We start from the raw sequence: 13,070 nt of genomic DNA, 5'->3' as shown, positions 1-13,070 counted from the left end.
ACGAAGGAGCTCCAGCCATGGCCGCACACGCAGCGGTACCGGCCCGAGGCCGGGCGACCAGCACCCGAGCGAGTAGCACCTGGGCCTGGGTACTCCCGGCCACGCTCGGCGTGATCTACGGCTGGTACGCGGCCTTCATCCAGAAGTCCGGCGCCCCGGTCACCTGGGGACTGTTCTGGCTCGGACTGATCTCGGCGGTCGTGCTCGGCGGGGCCGTGTACGGGCTCCACCGCGTCGGCCGCAGGCTGCCGCGCGAGGTCCACGCGGCCGCCTGGGGCAGCCTCGCGGGCATCGCGGTCGGCTTCCTCTACAGCCTGTCCGACGTGAGCATCCTGTCGGCGCTCGTCCTCGGCCTGATCGTCGGGGGAGTCGTCACCGTCGGCGCCTTCTACCTGTACTACACCCACGAGGACGCGGCGGGCCGCCCGGCGCCGTACTGACCCCCCGAGGTCCGGTTCCGGGTCCTGCGCCGGTAGTACGAGGCCGCCACGGCGGCGACGAGCACCGGCCAGGCCAGCAGGGGCGTGTAGCAGGCGGTCAGCAGGGCCTCCTGGGCCGCGGAGGCGGGAATGCCGGGGCCCAGGTCCGCGACCGAGGCGTACACGAACCACCCGGTGAGCGCGCACAGCCCCGCCACCCCGGCGAAGGCCGCGCCGGTCGCGGCGGCCGGATTCACCCGGCGCCCGCCCAGGAAGGGCATCCACCGGGGGAAGACCTCGCCCCAGGAGCGGACGAGCCCCAGGGTGAGGAAGGCCAGCAGCTCGGAGACGACGCTGAGGCAGACGACGTACACGGACTCGCCGACGCCCATCGTGCCGAACTCGGCGTCCTGCGTGACCGGGAGCCCGGCGACGAGAGCGAGGCGCCACAGCCCGGAGGGGAGCGTGACGAGCGGCACGGCGTGGGCGGCGAGGACGGCCCAACGAGGCACGCCGGGCAGGGCCTTGATCTTCATCATGCGACCAGCGTCCCGCCGGGCCCGGGGGCGGGGCGTCGCCCCGGGGACGGGTCCGTCTCCGCCGCGCGGGGGAGACGCGCTCGTCCGCGCGGACCCGTCCGCCGTGGCGAGAAGCGGTGGTCCGACGGAAACTGGGAGAAGCGCTCTCTTTCCGACAGCCGCGGAGGAACGGCATGACCACCGACCTCGCCATCGAGACCGAGGGCCTGGTCAAGGTCTTCGGTACGAACCGCGCCGTCGACGGCATCGACCTACGCGTCCCCGCCGGCACCGTCTACGGCGTCCTCGGCCCCAACGGCGCCGGCAAGACCACCGCCGTCAAGATGCTCGCGACCCTCCTCCGCCCCGACGGCGGCCGGGCCAGCGTCTTCGGCAAGGACGTCGTCAAGGACGCCGACACCGTGCGCGGCCGGGTCAGCCTCACCGGCCAGTACGCCTCCGTCGACGAGGACCTCACCGGCACCGAGAACCTGGTCCTGCTCGGCAGGCTGCTCGGCCACACCCGCCCCGACGCCCGCGAACGCTCCGGGCAGCTGCTCGCCGCGTTCGGGCTCGCGGACGCGGCGGACAAGCAGATCAAGAACTACTCGGGCGGCATGCGGCGCCGCATCGACATCGCCGCGTCCATCCTCAACACCCCCGACCTGCTCTTCCTCGACGAACCGACGACCGGCCTCGACCCGCGCAGCCGCAACCAGGTCTGGGACATCGTCCGCGCGGTCGTCGCCCAGGGCACCACGGTCCTCCTCACCACCCAGTACCTGGACGAGGCGGACCAGCTGGCGTCCCGCATCGCCGTCATCGACCACGGCAAGGTCATCGCGGAGGGCACCAAGGGCGAGCTGAAGGCCTCCGTCGGCTCGGGTTCGGTGCACGTACGCCTCCGGGACCCCGAGCAGCGCCCGGAGGCCGAGCGGGTCCTGCGGGACGCCCTGAACGCCACCGTCACGACCGACCCCGACCCCGTCGCGCTCACCGCCACCGTCAACGGCCACGGCACGGACCTGGGCGCCGCCGAGCAGGCCGCCCGCGCCCTGGCGGAGCTGTCACGGGCCGGGATCACGGTCGACAACTTCGCGCTCGGGCAGCCCAGCCTCGACGAGGTCTTCCTCGCCCTCACCGACCGGAAGGGAACGACGGCATGACCACCGGCACGACCGTCACCACCGGCAAGGACACGCAGACGACCGACGCCCTCGACTTCGTCGCCCCGAAGGCGGACGAACTCGCGGCGCTGTTCACGGGCCGGTCCCGTCCGCCGCGCCCCGGTGCGCTCGCCGCGTCGCTGACCTTCGGCTGGCGGGCCATGCTGAAGATCAAGCACGTGCCGGAGCAGCTGTTCGACGTGACGGCGTTCCCGATCATGATGGTGCTGATGTACACGTACCTCTTCGGGGGCGCGCTGGCCGGCTCGGTCGACGCGTACATCCAGTTCCTGCTGCCGGGCATCCTCGTGATGAGCGTCGTGATGATCACGATGTACACGGGCGTCTCGGTCAACACCGACATCGAGAAAGGCGTCTTCGACCGCTTCCGCACCCTGCCGATCTGGCGGCCGGCGCCGATGGTCGGCTACCTCCTCGGCGACGTCGTCCGCTATCTGATCGCCTCGGCGGTCATGCTCACGGTCGGCGTGATCATCGGCTACCGCCCGGACGGCGGGATGGCGGGCATCCTGCTCGGGGTCGCGCTGCTGCTGGTCTTCTCGTTCGCGTTCTCGTGGATCTGGACGATGTTCGGCCTGCTGCTGCGCAGCGAGAAGTCCGTCATGGGCGTCTCGATGATGGTGATCTTCCCGCTCACCTTCCTCTCCAACGTCTTCGTCGACCCGAAGACGATGCCGGGCTGGCTCCAGGCCTTCGTCAACAACAACCCGGTCACCCATCTCGCCACGGCGGTCCGCGACCTGATGGCGGGCCACTGGCCGGGCGCGGACATCGCCTGGACGCTGGGCTGGTCGGCGCTGTTCGTCCTGGTCTTCGGCTGGGTCACGATGAGGCTGTACAACCGGAAGTAGGGGCGTAGGCCGCGAGGTGCCGGCCGCGAATCAGGGCCTGTCCGGCGCTGGTTCGCCGGACAGGCCCTGATCCGCCGGACAGGCCCTAGGCTCCGCGCGGGGTCGTCTGCTGGACCGACCAGCGGTTGCCGTCGGGGTCGGCGAAGTAGACGAAGGAGCCCCAGGGCTGGTCGTCGATGCCGCTGACCTCGATTCCGCGGGCGGTGAGGTCGGCGTGGGCCTCCTCGATGTCGGTGACGACGACCTGCATGTTGTCGAGGGAGCCCGGGGGCATCTCCGTGATGCCCTTGCCGAAGGCGATCGAGCAGGCCGAGCCGGGCGGGGTCATCTGGACGAAGCGGATGTCCTCGCTGACCGGGATGTCGTGGTCGGCGTGGAATCCCACCCGCTCGTAGAAGGCCTTCGCCCGGTCGATGTCGGTGACGGGCACGCCGATCAGTTCCAGCTTGATGTCCATGGCGGTCACTCTCCGCGGACGACGACGACGGGGCAGGGGGAGTGCTGGGTGACGTGGGACGAGACCGAGCCCAGGACCGCCGCCTTGAAGCCGCTGTAGCCGCGGTCGCCGACGACGAGGAGCGTCGCGTCCTTCGCCGCGTCGAGCAGGGCCTGCGGGGCGTTGCCGCCGACCACCGTGCGGGTGGTCGCGGCGGCGACCTGCGGGTCGAGGGCCTTGTCCAGGGACTCGTCCAGGATCTGCTTGGCGAGCCGCTCGGGGTCGAACTCCGGCGGCACGCCCGGCATCAGCGTCGCCCACGAGGCCGGGTACTCCCAGCTGATCACCGCCTGGAGGGAGTCCCCGGTGAGGGCGGCCTGCGCGGCCGCCCACTTCAGCGCCCTCAGGGAAGGCGCCGATCCGTCCACACCCACCACGATCCTGCCGCCGGCCATCGCCGACCTCCGTTCGTTGTCGGGAACCCCAGGGAACTCAGGGCAGCTCCCTCACAACGTAACAAAGAGGTCAATCCAGCCGCAGGTCGGCCAACTGCTTCTCGAAGGGGACGATCTCGTCCTCCTCGGCCGACCGGGACGGCCGTGCCGCGACCGCGTCCGCCAGCTCGTGGCCCGCCCGGGTGATCCGGGACGGCAGCCCGTCCGTGTATTCGTCGCCGCCGGAGCCCCAGTCCTCCGAGGCCGCGTAGACGGCGGTCGGGATCGTGTGGGCCCGCAGGTAGGAGAAGAGCGGCCGCAGGGCGTGGTCCAGGACGAGCGAGTGGCGGGCCGTGCCGCCGGTCGCCCCGATCAGGACCGGGGTGCCGGCCAGCGCGGTCGGGTCGATCAGGTCGAAGAACGACTTGAACAGACCGCTGTACGAGGCCGTGAAGACCGGGGTCACCGCGACGACCCCGTCCGCGCCGGTCACCGTGTCGATCGCCTCCTGGAGCTTCTCCGAGGGGAAGCCGCTCACGAAGTTCTTCGCGATGTCGAGGGCCAGGTCGCGCAGTTCGACGACCTGGACGTCGACGGCGTACTCCTGCTCGGCCAGCCGGTAACGGGCCGCCTGGAGCAGCCGGTCGGCGAGCAGCCGGGTGGACGAGGGCGCGCTGAGTCCGGCGGAGACGGCGACCAGCTTCAGGGTCTGCATGACGTCAGGCCTCCTTGGCGGCGGTGCGGGTGACGGCGGGGTGGAGCGGGGCGGTGTCGGGGACGCCGGCCGGGCGCAGGTTCGCGAACTCCTTGCGCAGGACCGGGACGACCTCCTCGCCGAGGATGTCGAGCTGCTCCAGGACGGTCTTGAGGGGCAGTCCGGCGTGGTCGACGAGGAACAGCTGGCGCTGGTAGTCGCCCACGTAGTCGCGGAAGGACAGGGTGCGCTCGATGACCTCCTGCGGGGAGCCGACGGTCAGCGGGGTCTCCCGGGAGAACTCCTCCAGGGACGGGCCGTGGCCGTAGACGGGCGCGTTGTCGAAGTAGGGGCGGAACTCCCGTACCGCGTCCTGGGAGTTCTTGCGCATGAAGATCTGGCCGCCGAGGCCGACGATCGCCTGCTCGGGGGTGCCGTGGCCGTAGTGCGCGTACCGCTGCCGGTAGAGCCGGACCATCTTCTCGGTGTGCTGCTTGGGCCAGAAGATGTGGTTCGCGAAGAAGCCGTCGCCGTAGTAGGCGGCCTGCTCGGCGATCTCGGGGGAGCGGATGGAGCCGTGCCAGACGAACGGCGGGACGCCGTCGAGCGGGCGCGGGGTGGAGGTGAAGCCCTGGAGGGCCGTGCGGAACTTGCCCTCCCAGTCGACGACGTCCTCCCTCCACAGCTTGTGGAGGAGCGCGTAGTTCTCGATGGCGAGCGGGATGCCCTGGCGGATGTCCTGCCCGAACCACGGGTAGACCGGCCCGGTGTTGCCGCGGCCCATCATCAGGTCCACCCGGCCCTCGGCGAGGTGCTGGAGGGTCGCGTAGTCCTCGGCGATCTTCACCGGGTCGTTGGTGGTGATGAGGGTCGTGGAGGTGGAGAGGATCAGGTTCTCGGTGCGGGCGGCTATGTGCCCGAGGAGGGTCGTGGGGGAGGAGGGCACGAACGGCGGGTTGTGGTGCTCCCCGGTGGCGAAGACGTCGAGCCCGACCTCCTCGGCCTTGAGCGCGATGGCGACGGTGTCCTTGATCCGCTCGTGCTCGGTGGGGGTGCGGCCGGTGGTGGGGTCGGCCGTCACGTCGCCGACGGTGAAGATCCCGAACTGCATCGTGCTCACCTCTCGCGTTCCTGGAGTAGTTGTTGAAGCTTAAACTAACACGTCCAACGGCGCGACCCCCCGACGTATTCCGGCCCTGTACGCCGACCGCATTCCGGCCCTGTACGCCGGCCGCATTCCGGCCCGTACGCCGGACCGCATTCCGGCCCGCCCGTACCCCCGACCGCCCGTACCCTGGAGCGCATGACCGAGAAGACGTACGACAACGAGCGCTGGAAGGAGCGGGGCGTCATGCTCCGCGTCTTCGTGTACGTCTTCGCGACCCACGCCTTCGCCGGCTTCGTCTGGATCCTCTTCTACGTGGGGCAGAACGCCCAGAAGTAGGGACCCACGAGGCGCCGCCGAGGGCTCACGTAGAGTCCCCGACGTGAACGCTGCGATATCGGTCGTCGGAATCGGCGCGGACGGCTGGGACGGACTTCCCGAGCGCTCCCGCCGCGTTCTGCGCGCCGCCGAGGTCCTCATCGGCGCCCCCCGCCAGCTCGACCTCCTCCCCGCCGGAGAGTGCCCCGGCGAGCGGATCGCCTGGCCGTCACCCCTCCGGCCGGCCGTCCCCGGACTGCTCGCCGCCCACGAGGGCCGCGCGATCGCCGTCCTCGCCAGCGGGGACCCGTCGTACTACGGCATCGCCCGCACCCTGGCCGAGACGCTCGACGCCGACGGCTCCAGCGCCCTCCGGGTCTACCCGCACCCCTCCTCCGTCTCGTACGCCTGCGCCCGCCTCGGCTGGCCCCTGGAGGCCGTCGAGACCGTCTCCCTCGTCGCCAGGCCGCTCGCCGCGCTCTCCGCCGCCCTCCACCCCGGCCGCCGGCTCCTCGTCCTCGGCGAAGGCCCCGGCACCCCCGCGGAGGCCGCCGCCCTGCTGCGCCGCACCGGCTGGGGCGGCACCCGCATCCGCGTCCTCGAACAGCTCGGCGGGCCCGCCGAGCGGCTCCTCGACGCGACCGCGGCCGACTGGCCGCACGAGCGGACCGACGCCCTCCACGTCCTCGCCCTCGACTGCGTACGCGACCCGGACACCCTCCGGCTCGGCGCCGCGCCCGGCCTGCCCGACGAGGCGTACGAGCACGACGGACAGCTCACCAAGCGGTACGTCCGCGCCGCCACGCTCGCCGCACTCGCCCCCGCCCCCGGCGAACTCCTCTGGGACATCGGCGGCGGCTCCGGCTCCATCGGCATCGAATGGATGCGGACCCACCGCTCCTGCCGGGCGGTCGCGGTGGAGAAGTCCCCGGAGCGCGCCGCGCGCATCACCCGCAACGCCGACACCCTCGGCGTCCCCGCCCTCCGCGTCGTCACCGGACCGGCCCCGTCGGCGCTCACCGGCCTCCCCACCCCCGACGCCGTCTTCATCGGCGGCGGCCTCACCGTCCCCGGCCTGCTCGACGCCTGCTGGGACGCGCTCCCGGCCGGCGGCCGGCTCGTCGCCAACACCGTGACCCTCGAATCCGAGGCACTGCTCGCCGACCGCTACCGCCGCCACGGCGGCGAACTGGTCCGGCTCGCCGTCGCGGCGGCCGTGCCGGTGGGCGGGTTCACGGGCTGGCGCCAGGCGATGCCCGTCACGCAGTGGTCCGTCACCAAGTCAGGAGAACGAGCATGACCGTCTACTTCATCGGCGCGGGCCCCGGCGCGGCCGACCTGATCACCGTGCGCGGCGCGCGGACCCTCGCGCGGTGCGGGGTCTGTCTCTACGCCGGCTCCCTCGTCCCCACCGAGCTGCTCGCCGAGTGCCCGCCGGACGCCAGGCTCGTCGACACCGCCCAGCTCGACCTGGACCGGATCGTCGCGGAGATCGCCGCCGCCCACGAGGCCGGCCAGGACGTCGCCCGCCTGCACTCCGGCGACCCGTCCGTCTTCAGCGCGGTGGCGGAGCAGATGCGCCGACTCGACGCGCTGGAGATCCCGTACGAGGTCGTGCCGGGCGTCCCGGCGTTCGCGGCGGCGGCCGCGGCGCTGAAGCGGGAGCTGACCGTCCCCACCGTCGGCCAGACGGTGATCCTCACCCGGATCGCCCAGCAGGCCACCCCGATGCCCGAGGGCGAGGACCTGGCGACGCTCGGCCGCAGCGGCGCCCTGCTCGTCCTCCACCTCGGCGCCCGCTACGTCGACCGGATCGTCTCCGAGCTCGTCCCCCACTACGGCGCGGACTGCCCGGCGGCCGTCGTGGCGATGGCCAGCCGCCCCGACGAGCTCGTCCTGCGGGGCACCCTGGAGGACATCGCGGGCCAGGTGAAGGACGCCGGCATCACGAAGACGGCGGTGATCCTGGTCGGTCGCACGCTCGCGGCGAAGGAGTTCCGCGACAGCCACCTGTACGACCCGGCGCGCGACCGTCACGTCTGCTGACCGTCGTATCCGCCGACGGCCCCGTCTGCTGACCGCGCGCGGCGGGGCCCCGAAGAGTCCGATCCCCGGGGCCCCGCCGCGTCTGCTGCCCTACGCGTTCGGCCGCTTGCCGTGATTCGCGTTCTTCTTCTTGCGGGCGCGCCGCTTGTTGCCTCGCTTCGCCATGGGACTCCCTCTCGCTCGTGGGGGGTATGTCCCGGTAAGCCTAGATTCGGGCCGAGGGGGCCGCACGTCGGCCGTCGGAGCCGTGTTGTCTCATGGACCGGTGACTGTCTACGACGTGGCCCGGGCGCTGCCGGGCATCGAGGAACTGCGCGACCACTCCCGGGGGCTCGCGATGCTGGACGCCGTCCTCTGCCCGGAGTGGGAGGGCCGGTACTACTCCTTCGACGCGCACTGGTCGGAGAGCGAGCAGCTGGCGTCGATGAAGAACGGTTCGGGCGACGAGTACACGATCGTGCTCTCGCCGGCGGGGGCGTACGCGAGGGTCTTCGACCACGAGTCGCCGCTGAGCCCGTTCGGGCCGCTCGCGGACGGGCAGACCTGGCCCGGGGTGCTCGACGGGGTCCCGGAGGCCTTCCGTGAGTACCTGACGGAGCCCGCGTTCACGGACGAGGACGGGGTGCACGTGACCACCGCCTGCCTGTGGCGCGAGCCCGCGGACACGGCCTGGCGCACGGGATCGGTCGCCTTCCCGGACCTGGACGGCCACGAGGACCCGGACGGCTCCGGCCGCCTCCTCCGCCTCCTCACGGACCGCTCGGCGGAGGCGTACGCGGAGTGGGCCGCGGACCACTACGAACGCCCCGTCGACCTCGAAGCCGTACGCCACGTCCTCGCCCTCCGCCCCCTGACCCCGGAGCTCGTGGCGACCCTCAACCCGGAGACGGACCTCGCCGCCCTCGCGGAGGACGTACGGGAGATCGGCTACCCGGGCTGAGAGGTCCGGCTCAGACCGCCGCCCCCTCAGCCGCTCCCTGTGACGCCCATTCCGGTGCCAGGATCGACATCACCGTCGCGTCGACCCGCTCGCCCTGCCACAGCAGGGCCCCGCGCAGGACGCCCTCGGCGGTGAAGCCGGCCTTCTCGTAGGCGCGGCGGGCGCGGGGGTTGAAGGCGTAGACCTCCAGGTGGACGCGGTAGAGGCCGAGGGCATCGAAGCCGTGGCCGACGATCAGGCGCGTCGCCTCCGTGCCGAGGCCGCGGCCGACCGCGTCCGGGACGAAGACGATGCGGAACGAGCAGCTCTCGTTCTCCTCGTCCCACTCGTTGAGCACGGCCTCGCCGACGACCCGGCCCGTCGCCCGCTCCACCACCGCGAGGTCGAGGCGGTCGTCCTGGGCGCCCCGGGAGGCGTACCACTTCCGCAGCGCCGGCTCCTCGAAGTGCGTGTGGCAGCCGGTCAGCCGCATGACCTCCGCGTCCTCGTAGAGCGGCAGCAGCGCCGGTACGTCGTCCTCCGTGACGGGACGGAGGGTCACGAGGTCGCCGGTGAGCGTGGGCTTGTGCGAGAAGTCGGTCATCCCGGGATTCTCGGCGGCGGGGCCGGGCGCTGTCGCGGCGATTTACGCGTCGCCCGGGCCGAGCTGTACGTCCCCCGGGCCGAGCTGCGCGTCGCCCGGGCCCCGTACCGACGAGCGGCCCACGACCGTGCCCGCGCGGTCGATGCAGATCACGTCCACCGCGACGGGCGCGCCGCGCAGGACCGCGAGGGACTCGTCGCGGGCGCGGGCGGCGACCAGGTCGCCGAGGGGGACGCCGGCGGCCTCGCAGAGGCGGAGGGCGGCGAGGCCCGTGTTCGCCCCGGCGATCTCCGCGGCCAGGGACTCCGAGGCGCCGCCGGTGCGGGCCAGATCGGCGAGGAAGCCCTTGTCGACCTGGGAGCGGGCCGAGTGGAGGTCCAGATGGCCCGCGGCCAGCTTGGACAGCTTGGCGAAGCCGCCGCAGACCGTGAGCCGGTCCACGGGGTGGCGCCGGATGTACTTGAGGACCGCGCCCGCGAAGTCGCCCATGTCGAGGAGGGCGATCTCCGGCAGCTCGTACATCCCCGCGACCGTCTTCTCGGAGGTCGAGCCGGTGCAGCCGGCGACGTGCGTGAGGCCGCCCGCGCGGGCCACGTCCACGCCCCGCCGGATGGAGTCGATCCAGGCCGAGCAGGAGTACGGGACGACGACGCCGGTCGTGCCGAGGATCGACAGGCCGCCGAGGATGCCGATCCGCGGGTTCCAGGTGGAGCGGGCGATCTCGGCGCCGTTGTCGACGGAGACGGTGATCTCGACGTCCCCGGGCGCCCCGTGCCGGGCGGCGACCGCGGCGACGTGCTCGCGCATCAGCTGTCGGGGCACGGGGTTGATCGCGGGTTCGCCGACCTCCAGGGGAAGGCCGGGGAGCGTGACCGTGCCGACGCCCTCGCCCGCCCGGAAGACGACGCCGGAGCCGGGCGGCAGGAGCCGTACCGTCGAGCGGATCACGGCGCCGTGGGTGACGTCGGGGTCGTCGCCGGCGTCCTTCACGACGGCCGCCATGGCCGAACCGGCCGCCAGGGACTCGCCCGTCAGCGCGAACGCCGGCGTCTGTCCCTTCGGGAGCGTGATCGTCACCGGGTCCGGGAACTCGCCGGTGAGGAGCGCCGTGTACGCGGCGGTCGTCGCCGCCGTCGCACAGGCACCGGTCGTCCACCCCGGGCGCAGACCGGTGTGCTTGAGTTGGGCCTCGCGCCCGCCGCCCGGCATCCCGCCGCCCGCTGTCCCGCTGCCCGACTTCACGAAGAGGCTCCTGTGCTGCACATACTCATTCTCGGGGGGACGACCGAGGCCCGCGCGCTCGCCGGACTGCTGCACGGCGAGCACGACGAGACCGGCGAGGTCCGGGTCACCAGTTCCCTCGCGGGACGGGTGACGAACCCCCGGCTGCCGGCCGGCGAGGTCCGGATCGGCGGGTTCGGCGGTGCGGACGGTCTCGCGGCCTGGCTGCGCGAGCACGCCGTGGACGCGGTCATCGACGCCACCCATCCCTTCGCCGAGCGGATCAGCTTCAACGCGGCCCGGGCGGCCGCCACCGCCCATGTTCCCCTGCTGGCGCTGCGCCGTCCCGGCTGGGTCCCGGTGGCGGGCGACGACTGGCACTCCGCGGCCTCCCTGGAGGAGGCGGCCGGGGCGCTGGACGGCCTCGGCGACCGGGTCTTCCTGACCACGGGCCGCCTGGGCCTCGCGTCCTTCGCGGACCGCCCCGAGTGGTTCCTGGTCCGCTCGGTCGACGCCCCGGACGCCCCGATGCCGGCCCGCACCGAGATCCTCCTCGACCGGGGCCCCTTCACCCTGGACGGCGAGCGGGAGCTGCTGGCCCGCCACCGGATCGACGTCCTGGTGACGAAGGACAGCGGCGGCGCGGCGACCGCCCCGAAACTGACCGCGGCCCGCGAGGCGGGCATCCCGGTCGTGGTGGTCCGCCGCCCCCCGGTCCCGGAGGGCGTCCCCACGGCGGCGACCCCCGAGGAGGCCGCCGCCTGGGCGCCGGCGCTGCCCGCCTAGGGCTACGGGGCCTCGGGCGTGCCGAGTTCGGTGACCTCGACCCAGTTCATGGCCGGGTCCGTCGCGTCGAGCGCGTTGCCCCAGGCGTCGATGGCGACGACGCCGTAGAGCACGTTCTCGCCGTCCGCCGCGCTCTCGTGGAGGTAGGAGTCCGCGTCCTTCGTGAGGAGCTCGACATTGTGCGCGAGCCAGCCCGTGGTGCCCTCGCCGTCGTCGTACCACTCGGCCTTGTAGATCTTGTAGAGCTTGACGTCCGGCTCCTGGTTGGGCGTCCACTCCAGGAACACACCGTCTTCGCGCGGGGTCGCCTTCAGGCCGGTGACCGGCGCCGGGGCGACGCGGTCGCCGGAGGTCGTGAACGAGGTCGCCGCGGCGGCGGAGGCGTTGCCCGCGCGGTCCACGGCCTTGACCGTGAACTGGTACGTCGTGCCGTAGTCGCCCCAGGGGTGGACGTACCGGGTGTCGGTGACCGTCTCGGTGAGGACACCGTCGACGTAGACGCGGTACGCGGCCACGTCCGTCGCGGAGGGCGCGGTCCAGGTGAGGACGGCGTCCCCGGTCGACGCCCGCACGGCCTTCAGGCCCGTCGGCGCGCCCGGAGCCGTCCGGTCCACGGAGGTGACGGGGAGGTCGACGGTGCCGAGGGACTCGTTGCCCGCCTTGTCCACGGCACGGATCTCGTACGCGTACGCCTGCCCCGTGGGCGGAGGGCTGTTGGTGAACGTGGTGGTGGTGAGCGGTGAGGTGGTGCCGCCGACGCGGGACCAGGCGGTGGTGCCGGTGAGGCGCCGGTAGACGCGGTAACCGGCGAGGTCCATCTCCTTGTTCGCCGTCCAGCGCGTGGTGACCTTGTTGAGGGTCTTGTCGTAGGCGGTCGTGAAGCCGGCCGGCGCGAGGGGCCGGACCTTGTCGACGGTCGCCGAAGTGCGGGGCGCGTAGCCGACCTTGACGTTCGCGGCGCCCGTCCAGGTCACGTAGTGGACCGTGAGGGTGTGGCGGCCCGCCGGGATCGTGAGGTCGACCGTCTTCTTCTGGGTGGTGGAGTTGTTCTTCCAGAGGTCGATCTTGCGGACGCCGTCGAGGCTGACGCGGATGCCGTCCTGGGCCTCGGCGGTGAAGGTGAAGGGGCCGCCGGAGCCGAAGTCGCGGCTGAGGGTCCAGCGGACGCCGAAGTTGTCCTTCGGCAGCGTGGTGACGGCCGGGTCGCCGAGGCCGTAGTTCTCGGCGATGACGCTGTCGCAGGTGGTCAGCTTGGGCGTGCCCGTGAGGGTGGTGTTGGCGTAGTACTCCGCCTTCCACAGCGGGGACGCGCAGGTGACGGCCGCGGCGGCCGGGGTGGCGGTCAGCAGGCCGCCGGATGCGACGAGGGCGGCCGTGGTGGCCAGCGCGCTCAGCCGGGTACGAGTGATCACGAAGAGTGGGGCCCTTTCCGGACCTGCGGGAACAGATGGCGCGTGGGGGAAGGGGCGGTGCGGGTGGGGCCGGTGTTCCGCCGGTGGGGGACTCTACCGGCGGGTTCCTTCCGCGCGACA

The 13,070-nt window shown here is 72.6% G+C and carries 17 protein-coding genes; 8 read left to right on the top strand and 9 right to left on the bottom strand.

Going from position 1 to position 13,070, the window contains the following annotated elements; genetic code table 11:
• The first annotated feature begins 17 nt into the window (after window positions 1-17).
• Entirely contained in the window at window positions 18-440 is a 423-nt protein-coding gene (locus ACZ6K0_RS19800) for a hypothetical protein (RefSeq protein WP_376397476.1), read from the top strand.
• Here the strand turns inward: ACZ6K0_RS19800 and ACZ6K0_RS19795 are convergent.
• On the bottom strand, window positions 398-958 hold the full coding sequence (locus ACZ6K0_RS19795; protein ID WP_376397473.1) for a hypothetical protein: 561 nt from the start codon (window positions 956-958) through the stop codon (window positions 398-400). The genes ACZ6K0_RS19800 and ACZ6K0_RS19795 overlap by 43 nt on opposite strands.
• A gap of 173 nt (window positions 959-1,131) precedes the next feature.
• On the opposite strand from ACZ6K0_RS19795, the gene ACZ6K0_RS19790 reads away from it, so the two are divergent.
• The gene (locus ACZ6K0_RS19790) at window positions 1,132-2,103 is read left to right on the top strand and encodes an ATP-binding cassette domain-containing protein (protein ID WP_469231109.1); all 972 of its coding nucleotides are present in this window, start codon (window positions 1,132-1,134) and stop codon (window positions 2,101-2,103) included.
• A complete protein-coding gene (locus ACZ6K0_RS19785; protein WP_469231107.1) occupies window positions 2,100-2,975 on the top strand; it encodes an ABC transporter permease in 876 nt (291 codons plus the stop codon). Before ACZ6K0_RS19790 ends, ACZ6K0_RS19785 begins: the two co-directional genes overlap by 4 nt.
• Before the next feature lie 85 nt (window positions 2,976-3,060).
• On the opposite strand, the gene ACZ6K0_RS19780 is transcribed toward ACZ6K0_RS19785, so the two are convergent.
• From ACZ6K0_RS19780 to ACZ6K0_RS19765, 4 genes are all read right to left on the bottom strand, one after another.
• Window positions 3,061-3,432 (bottom strand): VOC family protein, encoded by a 372-nt coding sequence (locus ACZ6K0_RS19780; protein WP_376397464.1) that lies wholly within the window; start codon window positions 3,430-3,432, stop codon window positions 3,061-3,063.
• Between the two features lie 5 nt (window positions 3,433-3,437).
• The gene (locus tag ACZ6K0_RS19775) at window positions 3,438-3,866 is read right to left on the bottom strand and encodes a universal stress protein (RefSeq protein WP_376397461.1); all 429 of its coding nucleotides are present in this window, start codon (window positions 3,864-3,866) and stop codon (window positions 3,438-3,440) included.
• 70 nt (window positions 3,867-3,936) lie between these two features.
• Complete coding sequence (locus tag ACZ6K0_RS19770) at window positions 3,937-4,560, bottom strand: FMN reductase (RefSeq protein WP_469231104.1); 624 nt, start codon at window positions 4,558-4,560, stop codon at window positions 3,937-3,939.
• A 4-nt stretch (window positions 4,561-4,564) separates the two neighbouring features.
• Complete coding sequence (locus ACZ6K0_RS19765; protein WP_469231489.1) at window positions 4,565-5,650, bottom strand: LLM class flavin-dependent oxidoreductase; 1,086 nt, start codon at window positions 5,648-5,650, stop codon at window positions 4,565-4,567.
• Between the two features lie 192 nt (window positions 5,651-5,842).
• On the opposite strand from ACZ6K0_RS19765, the gene ACZ6K0_RS19760 reads away from it, so the two are divergent.
• Genes ACZ6K0_RS19760 through cobM form a run of 3 tightly spaced genes read left to right on the top strand, consistent with a single transcriptional unit; the run spans window position 5,843 to window position 8,008 of the window.
• Window positions 5,843-5,983: a DUF6126 family protein gene (locus tag ACZ6K0_RS19760; RefSeq protein WP_376397455.1), complete on the top strand. Its 141-nt coding sequence runs from the start codon at window positions 5,843-5,845 to the stop codon at window positions 5,981-5,983.
• A 43-nt stretch (window positions 5,984-6,026) separates the two neighbouring features.
• On the top strand, window positions 6,027-7,262 hold the full coding sequence (gene cbiE, locus ACZ6K0_RS19755; protein WP_469231102.1) for a precorrin-6y C5,15-methyltransferase (decarboxylating) subunit CbiE: 1,236 nt from the start codon (window positions 6,027-6,029) through the stop codon (window positions 7,260-7,262).
• Window positions 7,259-8,008 carry a precorrin-4 C(11)-methyltransferase gene (gene cobM, locus ACZ6K0_RS19750; protein WP_376397450.1) on the top strand — a complete coding sequence of 250 codons (750 nt, stop codon included), beginning with the start codon at window positions 7,259-7,261 and terminating at the stop codon, window positions 8,006-8,008. The genes cbiE and cobM overlap by 4 nt, the downstream gene beginning before the upstream one ends.
• 90 nt (window positions 8,009-8,098) lie before the next feature.
• Here the strand turns inward: cobM and ACZ6K0_RS19745 are convergent, their stop codons facing one another.
• Window positions 8,099-8,173 (bottom strand): 50S ribosomal protein bL37, encoded by a 75-nt coding sequence (locus tag ACZ6K0_RS19745; protein ID WP_015034725.1) that lies wholly within the window; start codon window positions 8,171-8,173, stop codon window positions 8,099-8,101.
• Between the two features lie 100 nt (window positions 8,174-8,273).
• Here ACZ6K0_RS19745 and ACZ6K0_RS19740 point away from each other — a divergent pair, with 100 nt between their 5' ends.
• A complete protein-coding gene (locus ACZ6K0_RS19740) occupies window positions 8,274-8,948 on the top strand; it encodes a hypothetical protein (protein WP_469231100.1) in 675 nt (224 codons plus the stop codon).
• A gap of 10 nt (window positions 8,949-8,958) precedes the next feature.
• Here the strand turns inward: ACZ6K0_RS19740 and ACZ6K0_RS19735 are convergent, their stop codons facing one another.
• Together ACZ6K0_RS19735 and ACZ6K0_RS19730 are read right to left on the bottom strand one after the other, a co-directional pair.
• On the bottom strand, window positions 8,959-9,531 hold the full coding sequence (locus ACZ6K0_RS19735; RefSeq protein ID WP_376397447.1) for a GNAT family N-acetyltransferase: 573 nt from the start codon (window positions 9,529-9,531) through the stop codon (window positions 8,959-8,961).
• A 42-nt stretch (window positions 9,532-9,573) separates the two neighbouring features.
• Window positions 9,574-10,740, bottom strand: a complete 1,167-nt coding sequence (locus tag ACZ6K0_RS19730) for a cobalt-precorrin-5B (C(1))-methyltransferase (protein ID WP_469231487.1) — start codon at window positions 10,738-10,740, stop codon at window positions 9,574-9,576.
• 48 nt (window positions 10,741-10,788) lie between these two features.
• On the opposite strand from ACZ6K0_RS19730, the gene ACZ6K0_RS19725 reads away from it, so the two are divergent.
• Window positions 10,789-11,538: a cobalt-precorrin-6A reductase gene (locus ACZ6K0_RS19725; RefSeq protein ID WP_469231485.1), complete on the top strand. Its 750-nt coding sequence runs from the start codon at window positions 10,789-10,791 to the stop codon at window positions 11,536-11,538.
• A gap of 2 nt (window positions 11,539-11,540) precedes the next feature.
• Here the strand turns inward: ACZ6K0_RS19725 and ACZ6K0_RS19720 are convergent, their stop codons facing one another.
• Window positions 11,541-12,950, bottom strand: coding sequence for a fibronectin type III domain-containing protein (locus ACZ6K0_RS19720; RefSeq protein ID WP_469231098.1), 1,410 nt, complete (start codon window positions 12,948-12,950; stop codon window positions 11,541-11,543).
• Between the last annotated feature and the right edge of the window lie 120 nt (window positions 12,951-13,070).

The organism is Streptomyces sp. NPDC042346 (assembly GCF_055581845.1).
This window is presented reverse-complemented; position numbering and strand designations above follow the sequence as displayed.